The 17729-nt window shown below is 69.8% G+C and carries 13 protein-coding genes and 1 pseudogene; 7 read left to right on the forward strand and 7 right to left on the reverse strand.

Features of this window, described 5'->3' with window-relative positions; translation table 11 throughout:
- Positions 1–111: 111 nt before the first annotated feature.
- Both OG251_RS01510 and OG251_RS01515 read right to left on the reverse strand, forming a co-directional pair.
- Positions 112–858, reverse strand: a complete 747-nt coding sequence (locus OG251_RS01510; RefSeq protein ID WP_326675153.1) for a BPL-N domain-containing protein — start codon at positions 856–858, stop codon at positions 112–114.
- A gap of 765 nt (positions 859–1623) precedes the next feature.
- Positions 1624–2505, reverse strand: coding sequence for a helix-turn-helix transcriptional regulator (locus tag OG251_RS01515; RefSeq protein WP_326675154.1), 882 nt, complete (start codon positions 2503–2505; stop codon positions 1624–1626).
- 103 nt (positions 2506–2608) lie between these two features.
- Here OG251_RS01515 and OG251_RS01520 point away from each other — a divergent pair, with 103 nt between their 5' ends.
- The 6 genes from OG251_RS01520 (at position 2609) to OG251_RS01545 (ending at position 9683) form a co-directional block, all read left to right on the forward strand.
- On the forward strand, positions 2609–4120 hold the full coding sequence (locus OG251_RS01520) for an MFS transporter (protein ID WP_326675156.1): 1512 nt from the start codon (positions 2609–2611) through the stop codon (positions 4118–4120).
- Positions 4121–4123: 3 nt separating this feature from the next.
- Positions 4124–4378 (forward strand): hypothetical protein, encoded by a 255-nt coding sequence (locus tag OG251_RS01525; protein ID WP_326675157.1) that lies wholly within the window; start codon positions 4124–4126, stop codon positions 4376–4378.
- Between the two features lie 107 nt (positions 4379–4485).
- Positions 4486–4725, forward strand: a complete 240-nt coding sequence (locus OG251_RS01530) for a hypothetical protein (protein ID WP_326675158.1) — start codon at positions 4486–4488, stop codon at positions 4723–4725.
- A 232-nt stretch (positions 4726–4957) separates the two neighbouring features.
- Positions 4958–6928, forward strand: coding sequence for a WD40 repeat domain-containing serine/threonine protein kinase (locus OG251_RS01535; protein WP_326675159.1), 1971 nt, complete (start codon positions 4958–4960; stop codon positions 6926–6928).
- Positions 6929–6968: 40 nt separating this feature from the next.
- Positions 6969–9035, forward strand: a complete 2067-nt coding sequence (locus OG251_RS01540) for a WD40 repeat domain-containing serine/threonine protein kinase (protein WP_326675160.1) — start codon at positions 6969–6971, stop codon at positions 9033–9035.
- A gap of 60 nt (positions 9036–9095) precedes the next feature.
- The gene (locus OG251_RS01545) at positions 9096–9683 is read left to right on the forward strand and encodes a hypothetical protein (protein WP_326675162.1); all 588 of its coding nucleotides are present in this window, start codon (positions 9096–9098) and stop codon (positions 9681–9683) included.
- A gap of 210 nt (positions 9684–9893) precedes the next feature.
- On the opposite strand, the gene OG251_RS01550 is transcribed toward OG251_RS01545, so the two are convergent.
- Genes OG251_RS01550 through OG251_RS01565 form a run of 4 tightly spaced genes read right to left on the reverse strand, consistent with a single transcriptional unit; the run spans position 9894 to position 16034 of the window.
- Positions 9894–11441, reverse strand: coding sequence for a sensor histidine kinase (locus OG251_RS01550; protein WP_326675163.1), 1548 nt, complete (start codon positions 11439–11441; stop codon positions 9894–9896).
- 11 nt (positions 11442–11452) lie between these two features.
- Positions 11453–12178 (reverse strand): response regulator transcription factor, encoded by a 726-nt coding sequence (locus tag OG251_RS01555; RefSeq protein ID WP_326675164.1) that lies wholly within the window; start codon positions 12176–12178, stop codon positions 11453–11455.
- A gap of 38 nt (positions 12179–12216) precedes the next feature.
- Complete coding sequence (locus OG251_RS01560) at positions 12217–13749, reverse strand: streptophobe family protein (RefSeq protein ID WP_326675165.1); 1533 nt, start codon at positions 13747–13749, stop codon at positions 12217–12219.
- Positions 13750–13775: 26 nt separating this feature from the next.
- Complete coding sequence (locus OG251_RS01565) at positions 13776–16034, reverse strand: MMPL family transporter (protein WP_326675166.1); 2259 nt, start codon at positions 16032–16034, stop codon at positions 13776–13778.
- Positions 16035–16360: 326 nt separating this feature from the next.
- Between OG251_RS01565 and OG251_RS01570 the strand changes: the two are divergent.
- Positions 16361–17195: pseudogene (locus OG251_RS01570) on the forward strand (sulfatase-like hydrolase/transferase); the annotation flags it as partial.
- A gap of 23 nt (positions 17196–17218) precedes the next feature.
- Here the strand turns inward: OG251_RS01570 and OG251_RS01575 are convergent.
- Positions 17219–17653: a VOC family protein gene (locus OG251_RS01575; RefSeq protein ID WP_326675167.1), complete on the reverse strand. Its 435-nt coding sequence runs from the start codon at positions 17651–17653 to the stop codon at positions 17219–17221.
- Positions 17654–17729 lie beyond the last annotated feature (76 nt).

A 17729-nucleotide genomic window follows, 5' to 3' on the forward strand; every position in this document is an offset into this window, starting at 1 on the left:
CGAGCCGGCTGATCACTGCCGATGACCGCCAGGCGCCTGCTGCCCGGGGCTGCTGGGCTTCGTATGGTGCGGGCGACCGACGCTTCGCGAACAGGGCATGGGCGGGCGGTGTCAGTCGGCCAGGACGCTGCCGACGAAGTCCAGTGCCAGGTCATGGGTGTCGTGGAAAGGGAGCGGGGGGTCCTCGAACCAGTCGGCAGTGGCTTCGGGGTGGGGTCCCACGACGGCGACGCGGCCCGCGCCGTAGGAGGTGACGAGTGCGGCGGTCCGGTTGTTCGTGTAGGTGGCGAGGACCGTCGTGTCCGGGCCGGAGCCGGGCGTGAAGTAGGCACCGTCCTGGAAGAAGAGGGTGCGCGATCGCCCGCGCCACTCGACCTCGACCAGGGCGTTGTCCTCCGTGTCGACCGTGCTGCCCTCCGTGTGGATGTACTGGCCGACTTCGCCGGACAGCAGGCCGAATCCCTCGTCCTGTCCAGCGAGGTAGCCGCCGAGGCAGAATCCCAGGTAGTGGCCGCCCTGTCCGACGAAATCGCGGATCGCCTTCTTGTGGGGCTTGAGCTTCCGGTAGGCGGGCGTCAGGTCGCCGCCGCCGGGCTGCGCGTAGAGCTGGGCTTTCGCCAGCGTGCCGGGGGACAGCGGATGGTCGCCGTTGGGCCCTGCGGTACGGACGTCCAGACCCCAGGGCCCGGTGGCAAGGAGGTCGACGACCGTGTCGGCGCAGTCCATGTCCTCCTGGGTGGGCCCGCGGTAGACCAGCGCCACCGGGCGTGTACCGGACGGCGAGGGGCCGGCCGGTGCGGACGCGCGGCGGACGCCGAGGGTACGGCGCAGTGAATCGAGAATTCCGGTGGCTTTCATGCTTCCTCACCAAGGTGCTGTGCGCGGGACTTCCCGGGTTCTACGGCAGGCGTACCGCCGCTCTCCCGGGTGGGCGGCCCGGATTGAGGACGGTGCGGGGGTGAGACCTTTCGGCCGGGGCGTGAGAGGTTTCGGCCGGGACGCCCGAACGGTGGCGTCCCGGCAGCACGGGCCGGTGCGGGAACTCGCGGTCCACGCCGCCGCGCAGTTCGTCCATGGCTACCTCATCTCCGTGAGGTGGTGGGGCTTCTCCTTTATGGCAGCCGCACCCCGCCCGGCGCGACAGTCAGCCGGGAGGGAACGTTCATCCCTCACCCGTATGCCCGGCCTGCTGACTGCCGCCCGGCGAAGCACACTCCGTCCTGTCAACGGCATAGTCCTCAAGGTGCCTGTTCGTCTTTCGATGCCGAGGCCGGCTGTGATCCAGCCTCACTTGTCGGACCGCCTCGGCACGGTCGACGCATGAGAGCTACGGCAACATTCACCGTCACGACGTTCGTTCCGACTGAGCTGAAGCCCGAACCGGCCGTGTCGACCGGCCTATCGGTAGGTGTCGCGACAATGGAGAAGAGCTTCGAGGAAGAGGCCGCGGAGCGTTCGGCGACGCTTTTCACGCTGCCGGTGGCCGCGCTGTTCCTCTGCTTCCAGCGCCACGGCCGGACTCCGGCCCTCGACACTGCCCCGTCGCCTGGTACGGGGCAGTCGCATGCTCCGCCGAGGGAGGACATGCACCGAACAGAGCTGCCGGGGGTGTCCCCAATGGATTCAGTGCTGTCCGGCCCGCGCGGTCGTCTTCGGCTCGGCGGCCCGGCCGTTCTGCTGGTTCAGGACGTGCAGCGCATCCGCGGAGGCCGAGTCACGGGGGGTGTAGATCTCGACCCGATGGTCGGGGCTGTCGGGTTGGAGCCACACCTGGTAGTCCACGTTCACGGCGCCGACGGTGGGGTGACGCAGGTGCATGGCCCCGACGGTGCAGTCGGAGACGTCACCGGTGGCCCACATCCTGGCGAAGTCGTCGCTGCGCATGGCGAGTTCACCGATGAGCGCCGCAAGTCGGGCGTCGGTGGGGTACCGGCCCGCGGTGAGTCGCAGGTAGGCGACGTGGACGCGGGCGAGCTCGGACCAGTTGCGGTACATGTCGCGGGTGTGGGGATCGAGAAAGAACAGCCGTGGGATCGACGGACGCCTCTCCGGATCCTGTGGCGCCTCGTAGGGCAGGTGCTCGGCGACGAGTGCCTGTCCGGTGCGGTTCCATGCGAGCACGTCTCCACGTCTGCCGAGAACAACTGCGGGTGTGGCCCCGCCGAGTGACTCCAGGAGTGTCAGGACGCGCGGGTGAGGCTCCTCGTGGGGCGGTTCGCACGGACCGGGCCTCACGGATTGCCTGGCGAGATTGTGCAGGTGGACGGTCTCCACCCGGTCGAGCCGGAGCACCCGGGCGAGCGCGTCGAGCACCTGCTCGGAAGCGGTCTCGGCCTGCCCCTGCTCCAAGCGCGTGTAGTACCCCGCACTCACTCCGGCGAGCTGGGCGAGCTCCTCGCGCCTGAGGCCGGGGACCCGGCGGGAGCTGCCGTAGGTACGCAGATCGATCTCAGCCGGAGTGACCCGGTCACGGCGGCTCTTCAGAAACGTTCCGAGGCTCTCCATGAACCCGATCCTAGGAGGCCGGCCGGACCCGTGGGTGTACCTGTCGGGTGTACCCACGGCACATGGATGGCTGTCGACCGCGCTGTCCCGGACCGTCGACGGCATGACTCGACAGCACGCACACACCGCCTCCGGCCTGCGCCCCTGGCTCGGGCTCGCGGTGATCCTCGGCCCGGTCCTCCTTGTCTCCATGGACGGATCGATCCTGTTCCTGGCGATGCCGCAGATAAGCCGGGCCCTCTCGCCGACCGCCGACCAGGCGTTGTGGATCCTGGACGTCTACGGCTTCGCCGTCGGCTCCCTGCTGGTCGTCTTCGGCAGCATCGGTGACCGCTACGGCCGGCTGAGACTCCTGATGATCGGCGCGACCGTGTTCGGACTCGGTTCCGCCGGAGCGGCGTTCGCGCCGAACCCAGAACTCCTCATCGTCTGCCGGGCGCTCACGGGGGTGGCCGGCGCGACCCTGCTGCCCTCGGCGCTGGCCGTGCTGAGCGAGCTGTTCCCCGACGCCCGGCGCCGGGCACGGGCCATCGGAGTCTTCGCCGCCGCCTTCGCAGCCGGGTTCGCCATCGGCCCGATCGTCGGCGGCGCCCTGTTGGGGCGGTTCTGGTGGGGCTCGGTCTTCCTCATCAGCCTCCCCGTCATCGCCGTATTCCTGCTGTTCGCGCCGGTCCTTCTCCGCGAGGTCCGGGCGACCGGGACAGGCCGCGTCGACCCGCTCAGCGTCGCGGCCTCCGCCGGCGGCCTGCTGCTCACGATCTACGGAATCAAGCACCTGGCGGCGGACGGGATGTCGGCCCTGCCGATCGCGACGATGGTCCTCGGCGTCACCATGCTGACGTTCTTCGCACTGCGCCAACGGCACCTCGAAATCCCGCTGATCGACTTCTCGCTCTTCCGTGACCGCGTCTTCACCATCGCGATCATCACAGGCCTGCTGCCCCTGGCCGCATGGTCGGCGACGGCGTATCTGACGGCCATCCACCTCCAGTCCGTACTGAACCTGAGCGTCCTGCACGCGGCACTCCTGGCGCTCCCCGGCGCGGCGGTTCTCACCGTCGCCTGCGTCGTCACGCCGACCGTCGTCGACCGCATCGGCAAAAAGGCCGCGCTCATCATCTGCCACTTCTCCATCGCCGCCGGCCTGTTGCTGCTGCTTCCCACGACGGCCACGGGCGGGATCGGCTGGTACGTCGCTTCGACGGCGATCGCCGGCGTGGGGTACGGCATCTCCTTCAGCGTCGTCGCAGACACCGCGGTCGGAGCGGTCCCCGCGGAACGAGCGGGGTCGGCCGGCGCGATCGCCGAGACCAGCAACGAGATCGGCAACGCCCTCGGCATCGCGGTCCTCGGTTCGCTCGCCGCGCTGCTCTTCCGTCTCCAGGGCCCGGACCTTGCCCCCACCCTCGATGAGACCCTCCAGCTCCCTTCCCTCGCACCGGCAGCGGCAGCGGCAGCGGCCCAGAACGCGAAGACCGCTTTCGTCACCGGCCTGCATGTCGTCGCCGTGGTCACCAGCCTGTTGCACGCCGCACTCGGAACCGTCGCCCTGCACTGGCTCACCGGATCGGCATCCGACGAGCCGGGCACCGGTGCAACGAGAACCGGCCCATAGGCGGTGACGGCATCGCCCCTGAGGCTGCCGCCGGTCATCGGTGCTTCGGGCAGCCTCCAGTCGATTGTGGATCTGGTGCCCCGTGCCCGGTCGGTCGCACGTGAGGGCTGGACGGGCAAGGAGTCGGCGCGCCCACAGGGCCTGAGCCGGGCCGGCTCCCTGGTCGCGGTCATGCGGGACGGCATCGATGCGGTCCGTTCCAGCCCGGCGAAACGGTGTGTGCAGACGGTGGAGCCGCTGGCCGGTCCTTCGGCCTGAGCGTGGTGACCGCTCCGGGGCCGGCTCCCCCCGATGGCACCTACCAGCCGCGGGAACGGACCGAAGGGTACTTCTCCCCGATCCGGCGGTCGCTGGGCGGAGCCTGGATGGCGGGGGCGGGCCTTGCGGTGCTGATCGCGATGGGCAACGCCCGTCCCGGTGGCCACGTGGTGGCTTGCTCGCACGGTGACGTCATCCCTGTGCTCGTGGCCCAGGCGCCGGCCCTCCACGGCCATGCGTCCCCACCGCCCGTCGTGGACCGGGGCGGCCGGCACCGGATGCGGTTCGGTACGGATGCGCTGACCGTCGAGTCCCGCGGTCCCGTGGTGTCGTTGCCGAGCACGTGAGCTCCGGCGTGAGCATCAAGTGACCGATATCACGCGGAACTTCAACCACCGCATCGCCCACCCCATGGACTCGCACGCCGCCACCGCCGGGCCGAGAACACCTGCGCGGCACCGGATCGGGAATCGGATCGGCCGACGAGAAATGAGCATGGTTCAATTCCGAGCGTGATCGGACCCGCCGGGGGTTCGATCTTCGGCAGTCGTCGCCGTCGCAGGGGGATTCGAGTAATTCATGGTGGATGCGCTGAGCCCGTCCGACCCACGGCACGTGGGCCCCTACCGCCTCGACGGCCGCCTCGGCGAGGGCGGCATGGGGCAGGTCTTCCTCGGTACGTCACCGTCCGGGCGGCAGGTAGCGGTCAAGCTGATCCGGTCCGGGCTCGCATCGGCTCCGCGATTCCGCGAGCGGTTCGCGCGCGAGGTCGAGGCGGCCCGGCGCGTGGGCGGCTTCCACACCGCGCAGGTCGTCGACGCCGACCCGGACGCCGAATATCCGTGGCTGGCCACGCAGTTCATCCCCGGACCCACGCTCCAGCAGCTGATCACCGAGCACGGCCCGCTCGACCCCGACGCCGTGCTGCGGCTCGGCGCGGGTCTCGCCGAGGGCCTCGCCGCCATCCACGCCTGCGGCCTGATCCACCGCGATCTCAAACCCGGCAACGTCATCCTCGCCGAGGACGGCCCCCGCATCATCGACTTCGGCATCGCGCACGCCCCCGGGGCCACGGCCATGACGCACACGGGCAGCGTCATCGGCACATACGCCTACATGTCCCCGGAGCAGATCCGCACTCCGGCCCACGTCACTCCGGCCACCGATGTGTTCTCGCTCGGCTCGGTCCTCGTCTTCGCCGCCACCGGCCGTGGTCCGTTCGACGCGTCGACCGTCCCGGGGATCCTGCACCGGGTCACGGCCGAACCGCCCGAACTGGGCGGCCTCGCCCCGTCCGGCACCCTGCACGCCGTGGTGAGTTCCTGCCTGCCCAAGGACGCGGGTGCACGCCCCACAGCCCCGGACCTCCTGCACCGCCTCTCCGTAACGGCGCATTCCACAACCCCCGCATCTGCGCGGCCAATTTGCCGACGCACCGTGCTGTTCGGCGGAATCGGCGCCGCTGCCACCGCAGCGGTCGCGGTCCCGGCGTACCTGCTGTGGCCGGACCCCGGGCCGGCACGGAGAACCGACAGCAAGAGCCGCCCCTCGCCATCCCCCACCCGTGACCTCACCCAGCCGGCCCTCCAGCTCAAGGGCCACACGGACGAGATCAGCTGCCTCGCCTTCTCCCCGGACGGCACAACGGTGGCAACCGGCGGCAACGACCGGACCGTGCGCCTGTGGGACGCCGCCGCGGGCCGTCTGATCACCACGTACGAGGGCCACACCGACAACATCCTGTCCGTGGCCTACAGCCCCGACGGCCGGACCCTCTTCACCGGCGGCTTCGACCAGACCCTGCGCACCTGGGACGTACGCACCGGAGCGCCGGGGCGCGTGCTCGGCCGCTACAAAGGTGAGTACGACAGCGTCAACTGCCTGGCGTTCAGCCCCGACGGCAAGACGCTCGCCGTGGGCGTCGGCAGCCTCATGAAGCTGGTGGACCCGTCCACCGGCGCCTCCCGGGCCACGCTCACCGGGCACACCGGAAGCATGCACTGGGTGTCCTTCAGCCCCGACGGCACGACGCTCGCCAGCGTGGCCGCCGACCTTGACGAGGGAATGATCCGGCTGTGGGACGCCCGCACCGGCCGCCTCACCAAGGCTCTGCCCGCGGGCGGGGACAAGAACTGCTCCCAGGTCCGCTTCACCCGGGACGGCACCGCCCTCATCGCCAACGGCCCCGGCGTGCGCATCATCGACCTCGGCACCGGCCGCGTCGTACGCACGCTGACCGACCGGCACGACTACGTGAACACAGCGGCGTACGCACCCGACAGGACGGGCAAGGGCGGCGTGATCGCGGGCGCCGGGGGCTTCGTGGAGATGGAGGGCGTCGACACCGTGGGCCGCTCCGTCACGCTCTGGAACATGTCCACCGGCAGAACCACCGCCACCTTGGTCGGCGGCCCGCCGAAGTCCCCGCTCACGGCCTCGGTCCACGGAATGGCTTTCAGCCCGGACGGCAGGACGCTCGCGGCCGCGCTCAATCCGCTCTCCCCCGACGACGGCGCGGTGCCGGCCGTGCAGCTGTGGAAGCTCGCGTAATCCCCTCCCCCACCCCCTGAACTCCGACCGGACGGTACTCATGGACGCGCTGAAGCCCGACGACCCGCGATGGGTCGGCCCCTACCGCCTGGAAGGCAGACTGGGCGAGGGCGGCATGGGTTCGGTCTACCTCGGTACGTCGCCGGGCGGCCGGAAGGTCGCCGTGAAGCTGATCAAGCGGGAGCTCGCGTCGACCCCGGAGTTCCGCCAGCGCTTCGCACGCGAGGTCGAGGCGGCCCGGCGCGTGGGCGGCTTCCACACCGCGCAAGTCGTCGACGCCGACCCGGACGCCGAATCCCCCTGGCTGGTCACGGCGTTCATCGCGGGCCCGAACCTGCACGAGGTCGTCGACACCGACGGCCCGCTCGCACCCGACGCCGTACTCCGGCTCGGCGCGGGTCTCTCCGAGGGCCTCGCCGCCATCCACGCGTGCGGCCTGGTCCACCGCGACCTCAAACCCGGCAACGTCATCCTCGCCGAGGACGGCCCCCGCATCATCGACTTCGGCATCGCCCGGGCCGTCGACGCCAGCTCGCTCACCGCGACGGGCACCATCATCGGCACGTACGCGTACATGTCGCCGGAACAGATCCGCGCCGACCGGGCCGGGGCGGCCAGCGACGTCTTCTCGCTGGGTTCGGTCCTCGCGTTCGCGGCGACGGGCCGGGGCCCGTTCGACGCGCCCACACTGATCGAGGTGGTCCAGCGCATCCTGGACGAGCAGCCCGCGCTGGACGGGGTGGACGGCACCCTGCGCGGGCTCCTCGCGGAGTGCCTGGCCAAGGACCCGGCGGCACGCCCGTCGGTCGCGGCTCTGCCGAAGCGCTTCGCGGGAGGCCCTGTGCCCGGAGCTCCCGCCGATCCGCGCATACCGGGACCGCCGTCGACACCCCCGCCGGCCGCCCCGGAACGCACGATCGCGCTCGTACCACGCCCGCAGCAGAGGCCCTACGTACCCACGGCCCCGGGCGACTCACCGGTCCCGCCGGGGTACGGCCCGCCTGCGGCCGCGTCCACCACGACGCGGCGCGGCCCGTCCCGGCGCACGCTGCTCTTCGGCGGCGCAGGAGCGACGGCGGCAGCGATCGTGGGGACGGTGGCCTTCCTTCGCGGGAGGGGCGACGCGGACGGCACGGACCAGGGCGCCGAGGGAGCGGACGACTCCCCGTCCTCGAAGCCGAGTTCGTCGGATTCGGCAAGTCCGTCACCGCCGGAGCCGAGCCAACAGTACGTACCCCTCAAGGGGCTGGACACCACACGCGCCATCGCCTTCTCCACGGACGGCAAGTCGCTCTGCGCCACCGGTAGCAACACCGTCTGCCGCTGGGACCTGACCACCCGCAAGGTCACGCCGACGTACATCGGCAGCCCCGGATTCCTGCAGCCGACCCTGATCAGCCGGGACCTCACGTACGTGGTGCGGGCGGAGGAGAACAAGATCCGGATCTGGAGCACGGCCACCGGCAGGACGCTCCACACGTTCAGCGTCCCGAAGTCGAAGACCGAGGGCGAGGAAGGATGGCCCACCGGCGTGGCCATCGCCCACGACAACAACACCGTGGCGGCGACGGCCTCCACGGGCCTGTACCTCTGGGACCTGAGCTCGGGTACGTCACTCGGCACCCGCGAGGACACGGCCGGCGGCCCGGTGGCGTTCAGGAACGACGGAAAGATGCTGGCCGCCGGCCAGCCCTTGCGCACCCTGAACCCGGCAGGCACCCCCATGTCCACCGTCAAGGACAGCGAGGCCGCGCAGTTCGCGGCATTCAGCCCCGGCGGCCAGATCCTGGCCTACGGGGACATGAACGGCACGATCCAGGTCTGGAACACCGACTCCGGGCAGCCGGTCGTCCAACTCGACGGCGTGGAAGGCTTGCTGCACACGCTGGCGTTCCACCCCGGGGGGAGGCTGCTGGCCGCCGGCGACCAGGCCGGCAAGGCCCATGTATGGGACACGGTCACCGGCAGGAAGACGGCGACCTTCGCATGCCCCAACTCCGTCGAGGCGGTGGCCTTCAGCCCGGACGGCAAGACGCTGGCGACGGGGCTGATGAGCGCCGTCACCGATACGGACAAGGACGCCGTACTTCTGTGGCGCCTGCCATGACCTACGGGGAGCCGGCACCCCGGCTCCGAGCCGCTCCCGCCTGCTTGGCATCCTTGTGCCGTGTCGACCCGTACCCGCCGCCTGGCCGCAGCCCTCGTCGTCGTGCTCACGGCATGCTGGGGAACCTACTTGTGGCTTGCGTCGGAATTCCGGGAAGCGAAAGACCGGCGGGACCTCCACGACCTCACCAGCTCTCTGCCCTGGGCCACCGAGACCCTCGTCGTCCCGGACGCCATCGGGCACGAGACGGATGCGATGGCCTGGGCGGACGCGGGCAGCTTCAAGGTGACCTTCCGCAAAGGACATCGGGTCGGCGGCGACGGCCCGATGATCGAGTACGCCATGCACCGGAAGGAGGAGGACGGCTCGGAACCGCTGGACGTCGTGAGCTGCGGCGCCACGAAAATTGTGACCTGCACGGATCTCGGCCGCGGTCTGCGCCGAGTGGTCACGCACGACACCGACAACAGCGACCCGGCACTCGCCCTGTACCAGGATGCGGGAAGCCTCCTGATCACCGTACGAGGCTACGACGGTCCTGTGGACGTGAGCCTTCTCCGCGACGTCCTCGCCCACACTCACCGCCCGACGGACGACGAGCTGCTGAGCCTGTTGCGCCCTCCCGGCTACCGGACCGATTGGAGCTGACACGGGCGTGGGGCTATGCCCGGTCCGCGCTGCTTCTTCGGCACCGAATCCCTCCCGGCGCTTCCGTCGGACCGGGAGGCCCTGCCCTCATGCCCCGGTCCCGGCATCGGTCCCGGTCCCGGTCTCGGTCCCGGTCCCGGAAAGATCACGTGACACGGAACCCCGCGTTCGACCCCCGAGCCCACTTCGCTGTACGGCGACGGTGGCCTCTCACGTCTCCTGCGTCTCGATGCTCAGCCGAGGCAGCAGGACCCGGAAGCAGCAGCCTTCCCCGGGCTCCGACCGCAGTTCGATGCGGCCTCCATGCGCGCTGACGAGGGCGTGGACGATGGCGAGGCCGAGTCCTGAGCCCCCGCCCGCCGTGCGGCTGCGCGAGTGGTCCGCACGGTAGAAGCGCTCGAAGACCCGCTTCTGCTCATCAGCCGTCAGACCGGGGCCCGTGTCCTCGATCTCGATCACGGCGTGGCCGTCCAGCGAGCCGACGCCGACACGGATGCCGCTGCCGGGCGGGGTGTGGTTGACCGCGTTTCCGACCAGGTTGCTGACCACCTGCCGCAGTCGCGCCTCGTCCGCCAAAGCGGGTGCCGAGGTGGCCCTGCCGGCGTCCGGTCCGGTCAGTGCGACGGACCGGACGGGATCCATGGCGTGGATGTCGTGCAGGGCGTCGACCGCGAGAGTGCGCAGGTCCATGGGCGCGAGCTCCAGCGGGTACTGATCCGGCCCGGCGGCCCCCCGCCGGGCGAGGTACGTACTCTCGTCGAGCCTCGCGAGCAGCAGCATGTCCTCGACGAGTCGGCCCAGACGCTCGGACTCCCGGGCGATGCGTTCCATCGTCTCGTCGACGTTCCGGCGCGTCGGCAGCGCCCCCATGCGGTAGAGGTCCGTGTATCCCTTGATGCCGACCAGGGGGGTGCGCATCTCGTGACTTGCGTCGGCGACGAAGCGGCGCATTCGCGCCTCGGCCTCCTCCCTGGCCTGGAAGGCCGTCTCGATCTGCACGAGCATCCCATTGAGCGACGTGGTGAGTCGGCCCGTTTCGGTTCGCGACCCGGCCAGGGTCGGCACACGGCGGGAGAAGTCGCCGTGAGCGATCGCCGCTGCCGTCTCCTCAATGCGGGTCAGCGGGCGCAGGCTCGAACGCACGGCCAGCCAGCCGGCCGAGGTGAGGAGGCAGAGCAGGACGCTGCCCACGGTGGCGGATATCGTGCGGATCTCGCTCACCGTGTCGTCGACCTGCGAGAGGGACGCCGCCACGATCACGTTGTCCGGCTGGTTGGCGACATCGGCACGGGCCATGGTGCCCGAGATGTAGGGCACGGCCATGACCCTCCATCGCCCCGGCCCGTTCCGGGAGTCGACGGTGAACGGATCGCCCTTCCGCGCGTCGACGGCGTGCATGTCGAGGGTGGGCAGGTCCGGCCCGCCCCCCGGCGGAAGCTTCTCCGGCAGGGGGATCCGGTTGAGGACCGTGCCCTGATCGTCCACGTAGAAGAGCACGGGGTTGCTGAAGTGGCTCCGCTGCGAGGGAAATCGCTCGGCGCCCTGGGTGGCTTCCAGCGCGGCGAAGGGCAGCCGTGCACAGATCTGCGTGGTGACCTTGAGGCGAGTGTCGGCCTGCTCCATCAGGTACCCGCTCAGCGCGCCGCTCACGAAGATCGCGTTGGTCACCAGACCGACGGCGAGCAGCGTCGTGGCCAGGAACAGCAGACGCGTGCGCAGGGAGTACCGGTTCAGCGCCCTGCGGATCCGCGATGCCACTCCGCGCACCCTCACGTGCGCGGGCCGCGCATCACGTATCCGATCCCGTGGACGGTGTGGATGAGTTTCGGCCCGCCGTTTTCGATCTTGCGCCGCAGATAACTGATGTAGCTGTCCACGATGCTGGGATCGCCACCGAAGTCGTATCGCCAGACATGTTCGAGAATCTGCGCCTTGGACACCGTGCTGCCGGGGTTCGAGAGAAGGAAGTGCAGCAGTCGGAATTCGGTGGGCGAAAGGCGGACGGGCACGCCTCCCCTGGTCACCTGATGCCCCTCGGGGTCGAGTTCGAGGTCGGCCATCTTCAAGGTCGAGTAGGGGTTTCCCATGGTCCTGCGCAGAATCGCCTGTATTCGAGCGATCAGCTCTTCGAGGTCGAACGGCTTGGTCACGTAGTCGTCTCCCCCGAGCAGGAGTCCGTTGACCTTGTCCTGTGTCGCTTCGCGGGCGGTGAGGAAGACCACGGGAATGGGGCCCAGCCGCTCGGTCGTGGCCGCGTTCGGCTGTTCACGGAGGCGTCGGATCACTTCGAAGCCGTCCATGTCGGGGAGCATGACGTCGAGCAGGACCAGGTCCGGCGGGTGCTGTGCCGCCCTCTCCAGGGCCTGTGCGCCGGTGGCAGCCGTGTCCACGGTGAAACCGGCGTAGCGCAGTGCGGTCGGCAGCAGTTCCCGGACGGTCTGCTCGTCGTCGACGACGAGCAGATTTCCGCCGGCGGTCGGAAAGGGAGTGGTCATCGTCGGCATCCTGGACAGTCGGTCGCCTCATGGCGCGTTCACGAGTTCTTGGCCGCGGCGGCCTCGGGCCGTGCGCGCTCCGCCGGCGCGGACCGGCTGGGGCCGGGGCGGTGCTTCACGACGGGAGGCGTGACGGGTCGCCGCAGGCGCAGGAGGCGATGGAGATGGCTTCCCCCGTAGCCCGCAGCGCCGCCGAGCAGACCTCCGATGAGAGAGGCCGGAAGCCAGTCGCTGCCCAGGTCGGCCGTGGCGCCTCCCAGCTGCATGCCCATGATACCGATGCCGAATCCACCGGAAGCCGTGGTGAGCCAGGACACAAGGACCGTACAGACAGACGTGATGACGGCGATGCGCACCGCGATCTGCAGGTGGAATCCGAGGAGAGCGTTCGCGGCCTCACGCGAGGTGGGGCGGGGGGTTCGGGCCGTGGCCACATAGCCGCAGACGAGCAGCGTGGACATCAGCAGGGCCAGCCCGACGGCCCACAGGGGGATCCCCGCGACGGCGATGTCCGTCACGTTCTTGGCGCGGGGAGCCGGCTCCGGGGCCGCCGCGGCCCGGCCTGTGAGCATGCCGCCGAGACCGCCGGTGCCCTGTTTGCGCTCCATGGTCCCCAGCCAGGCGGAGCCCTGACCCGACGTGAGGAGGATCGTCAGGAGATTGGGCGTCAGGAGCAGCAGCCCCCCGACGGCCTTCCCGGCCCCGCCCGGCAGATCGCGACCGCTCAGCGCCACGGCGGCCAGGGCTGCGGAGAGCAGCAGCGGGACGAGGGTCAGCACCAGATGGACGTCGGCGACCGCGGAGGCCACCGGGTTCCACCTGAGCCGGTGGGAAGACGTCGCGAGACCACGGGGCAGGGTGGTACGGCGGGCGACGACACAGCCGATCAGCAGGACGACGAGCGCCCAGGTCAGTCCCTGGACCGCGACGGCTCCGGCATCCACGCCGACGGCGACGTCCTTCAACACATCGCCGATTCCGAAGCCCCCGGCGCGACCGCCACCCTTGCCCTTGCCGATGTTCGACATGACCGACTCCGGCAATCGCAGCCTTCCGGATGCCCGGGAGGCGACCACGGCGAACAGTGTCACCGCGGCGAGGGCCGCCCCTCCGAAGCGAACGCCGAGCAGGGACCCGGTCGGCCTTCCCCGCCGCCCGAGCGGCCGGAAGAAGAGCGTGGCGAGCACCACGGAGCCGATGAGCGTGAGCGACAGCGGCATGAGGTCCACGCCTCCTGTCACCTCCGGACTCATGCCACCGCCCCCTCCCATGCCTCCGAGGAGTCCACCCAGCCCACCACCAGCGGCTTCGTCTCCCACGGCCGGTGTGCCACCCGCCGACGACAGCGTCAGCGAGCCGCCGACCGCCATGGCGAGGACCAGCGGCACCAGCTGAGTCGGCGGGCCGATCGATTCGGCGTGCAGACTCCGCAGAGCCATGCAGCCCACGAGCGCCATCACCATGACGGCGACGGCCACGGATGCCGCGCCTTCCAGAAAGTGACGGGTGACCGTTCCCGGGCCTTTCAGCAGGGGTTCCCGTGAGGTGTTCTTCTTCGACAGGATGGGCATGAGGGCTCTTTCTCCGTATTCGACCGTCAGGAATGGGTGCTGCGCACACGCGCGGCGAGTTCTTCGCGTTCCTCTTCGACCCGCAGGCCGTCCCCTTCGACATCCAGCTGCGGAAGGACGGAGTCGAGCCGGCGGGGAAGCCACCACGCCTTGTCGCCGATGAGCGCCAGTACGGCCGGAACAAGGGTCATCCGCACAATGAAGGCGTCGATGAACACCGCGACGGCAAGGCCGAAACCGATGCTCTTGACCATCTGTTCGTCCGCACCCATGAATCCGGCGAACACGGCGATCATGATCAGGGCCGCGGCCGTCACCACGCGCGCGCTGTGCCGGAATCCGGCGGTGATCGCTTCGTGGGCCGTCCGCCCGTTGACGTACGCCTCGCGGATGCGGGTGACCAGGAAAACCTCGTAGTCCATGGCGAGGCCGAAGACGATTCCGACCATGAAGATCGGCATCATCGACATCACGGGCCCCGGGTCGGTGACGCCCAGCAACGAGGAGAGCCAGCCCCACTGGAAGACCGCGACGACGGCGCCCAGCGAGGCGGCGACAGAAAGCAGGAATCCCAGGGCGGCCTTCAGCGGCACGGCGAAGGAGCGGAAGACCAGGATGAGGAGGAGGAAGGCGAGTCCGACGACGAGGGCGAGGTAGGGCAGGAGAGCGTCGTTCAGCTTCTGCGACACGTCGACGTTCATCGCCGTGCTTCCGGACACCATCAGCCGGCCGCCGCCGTCGTTCATGACGTCACCGCCCGCATCACGGAGCGCGTGGACCACGGCTTCCGTCCCGGCGCTTCCGGGGCGTGATGCGGGGATGACGGTGATCATGGCCGTGTCCCCGGCGCCGTTGAAGCGGGGCGGGCCGACGGTGGCGACTCCGTCGATGTTTTTCATGACGGCGGTGAGTTCACCCACGGCCTGCTTCGGGTCGTCGCTTCCCTGTGCGTCGGCGATGGCGAGGAGCGGTCCGTTGAAGCCTGGGCCGAAGTTCTCCGAGATGAGGTCGTACGCCTTGCGCTGCGTGCTCGTCACCGGCTGGGAGCCCTCGTCGGGCAGCCCCAGCTGCATGGACGCCGCCGGGACGGCCAGTGTGCACAGCACGGCCGCACCGGTGACCAGCGCGGCCACGGGCCGGCGGATCACGAACGACGCCCAGCGGCCTCCCATGTTCGATGCCCCGTGTGTGGGGCGGTGACGGTCACCGGGATGCCGGTGACCTCCGTGGTCGGAGCCGTCCGTGGACTTGGGGTCCGCCGGCATGTTCCGCGTCCTCGGTGCCTTGATACGGCCGCCGGCCACACCCAGCAGTGCGGGAACCAGGGTCAGCGCGACGAGTACGGCCAGGACCACGGTGCCCGCCGCCGCGACACCCATCTTCGTGAGCAGCGGGATGTTGACCACGGCCAGGCCCGCGAGCGCGATCACCACGGTCAGACCGGCGAAGATCACCGTCGAGCCCGCCGTACCGAGCGCCCGCCCGGCCGCGTCCTCCGGCAGCCGCCCGTCGGCCAGCTCACTGCGGTAGCGCGACACGATGAAGAGGGCGTAGTCGATACCCACGGCCAGGCCCAGCATCATGGCCAGCACCGACGTGGTGGAGTCCAGTTCGAACGTCGACGCCAGGGCGGTGATCGAGCACACGCCGATGCCCACGCCGACGAGCGCGGTGATCAGCGGCAGCCCAGCGGCGAGCAGCGAACCCAGGGTGAGCAGCAGGACGACGGCCGCGACACCGAGTCCGACGACCTCGGCTGCGTGGGATCCCCGCTCTCCCTTGAGGGCGGTGCCCCCGGCCTCGACCGTCAGGCCCGAACGGGAGGCTTTCGCCATCGTGTCGCTGAGGGCCCGGCGGGACTGCTCGGAGAGCTCCGCGCCGGAGACCTCGTACGTCACCTGGGTGTACGCGGCGGACCGGTCGGCGCTGACGGCCTTGACCTCGAACGGATCGGTCACCTGGGCCACTTCGGGTCTGGCGGCGAGTTCGTGGACGGTGGCTGCGACCACGTCGCGCAGGGCGGGATCGGTGATCCTGCTGCCTTGCGGCGCCTTGAAGACCACCCGTGCCGCGGCACCGTCGGCCCGCTGTCCTTCGAACCGGTCGTCGATCAGGTCGTAGGCCCGCTGGGACTCAGTGCCGGGCATGGCGAAGGACGTGGGTCCGGCGGCGGGGGCCTGAGCAGCGGCCGCACCGCCCAGCGTGAGCAGCGAGATCCACAACAGGACCACGAGATAGCGACGCCGGTGAGCGAACCGGCCGAGTTTATGGAGAAGGGCTGCCACGTGTGGCTCCTGGGAGGGGATCGGCTTGCGGGAGACCGCCGGGCGGCCGGCCTTGACGCGGCACTCGCGCGGCACCCGTACACAGGGGTCCGGCGAACGTCACGTTCGGGAGGGCGAACGTGAACGTTCGCCCGTGCCGTCGTCCGTCGGCGTGGCTGCACTCTCCCAACCGGACTTCGCAGCTTTCGGAGAGTTCCTGGGAGTTTCCTGGGTATCCGGCCCCACCTCTGTCATGGAAGCGACCGGATTGCCCCGTTCTTCTGCCCCGCGCAGGCCTGGGATTCCCAGAGAACGCACAGAAGGGGGCATGCGGAGATGAATGCGCGATCGTCGCTGTGGTCAAGCTGGTCCCCGGAAAAGGCGGTTCCGAGGAACGGCCTTTCCGGGCCGCCACGGACCGAAGGGCCAAGAGGCCGAACCCGCTCTGCGTACGCGCCGACGATCTCGGTTGGACCGGTCTCGCCTGCTACGGGTCGCCGCACGTCAGGACCCAGAACCTCGATCGGCTCGCCGTACAGGGTGTGCGATGCACCGATGGCTGAGCGGGGTTCTCGACGTGCTCACCCACCCGGCTCACCGGCTCAGTCTCTGCACCGGCCGCTGTCCGGGACGTACGGAGGCCGGGTGGGAGGATCCATCATCGAGAAGTCCACCGTCGGTCTCGAACCCAGCCGTCCCACGCCGGTCTCGCTCCTGGGCGGAGCCGGGTACACGACGGCGATGATCGGCACGTGGCACTGCGGCTTCCTGCCGTACTGCTCCCCCACCAGATCGGGCTGGGACGAGTTCTCCGGGAACTCCGGCGGCGCCCTGGAGTACTACTCGTAACTCACCAGCGACAGGAACTACGACCTGTACGAGTGCGTGCCCTACAAGGACCTGCGCTACTACACGCGGGTCCTCGCCGAGCGGGCGGGCGAGTTCAGCGAGCGCGACCACGACAGGCCGTGGCTGCTCCACCTCAACCTCACCACCGCACAGTGGCCCTGGATCGCCGAGGGCGACACGGAGGAGGCCGAGCGGCTGGAGGAAGTCATCCTCGATCTACCGCTCGAACAGGCCCAACCCGCCCTCGCGCATCCGGACGGCGGGTCTCTGGACACGTACCGGGAGATGGTCGAGGACCTCGGCCGTTCCGCCGGCGGGATCATGCGCGCCCTCGATCTCACGGTCGCGCAGGATCTTCAGTCGAGGCAGAACTCGTTGCCCTCGATGTCCTGCATGTGGATGCACGACTCGTTGTCGTCATCGGCAAGCAGCGTTCGTACGTGTATCGCACCGAGCGCGACCAGTCGTGCGCATTCGGCCTCCAGTGCGGCAAGGCGCTCCTCACCTACGAGTCCGGTGCCGGCCCGCACGTCGAGATGCACCCGATTCTTGACGACCTTCCCTTCGGGAACGCGTTGGAAGAGCAGACGCGGGCCTGCTCCCGAGGGATCGCTGCAGGCGAAGTAGACGACCTGGTCCTCATGCGGCCGCGAGCGATGACACTCCTCCCACGTGGCAAACCCCTCCGGGACCGGCGGTACGACGTACCCCAGCACCTCGCACCAAAAACTGGCGAGACGCGCAGGTTCCGCACAGTCGAAGGTGACCTGGAATTTCTTGATCGATGACATCGGCGCACCATAACAGGGAGACTCTGCCGCTCATCTCCCGGAGCGGAGCCGTATGTTGTCGGGAGGACAGCCTCTG

This window comes from Streptomyces sp. NBC_01237, assembly GCF_035917275.1.
In the GTDB taxonomy this organism is placed as follows: domain Bacteria; phylum Actinomycetota; class Actinomycetes; order Streptomycetales; family Streptomycetaceae; genus Streptomyces.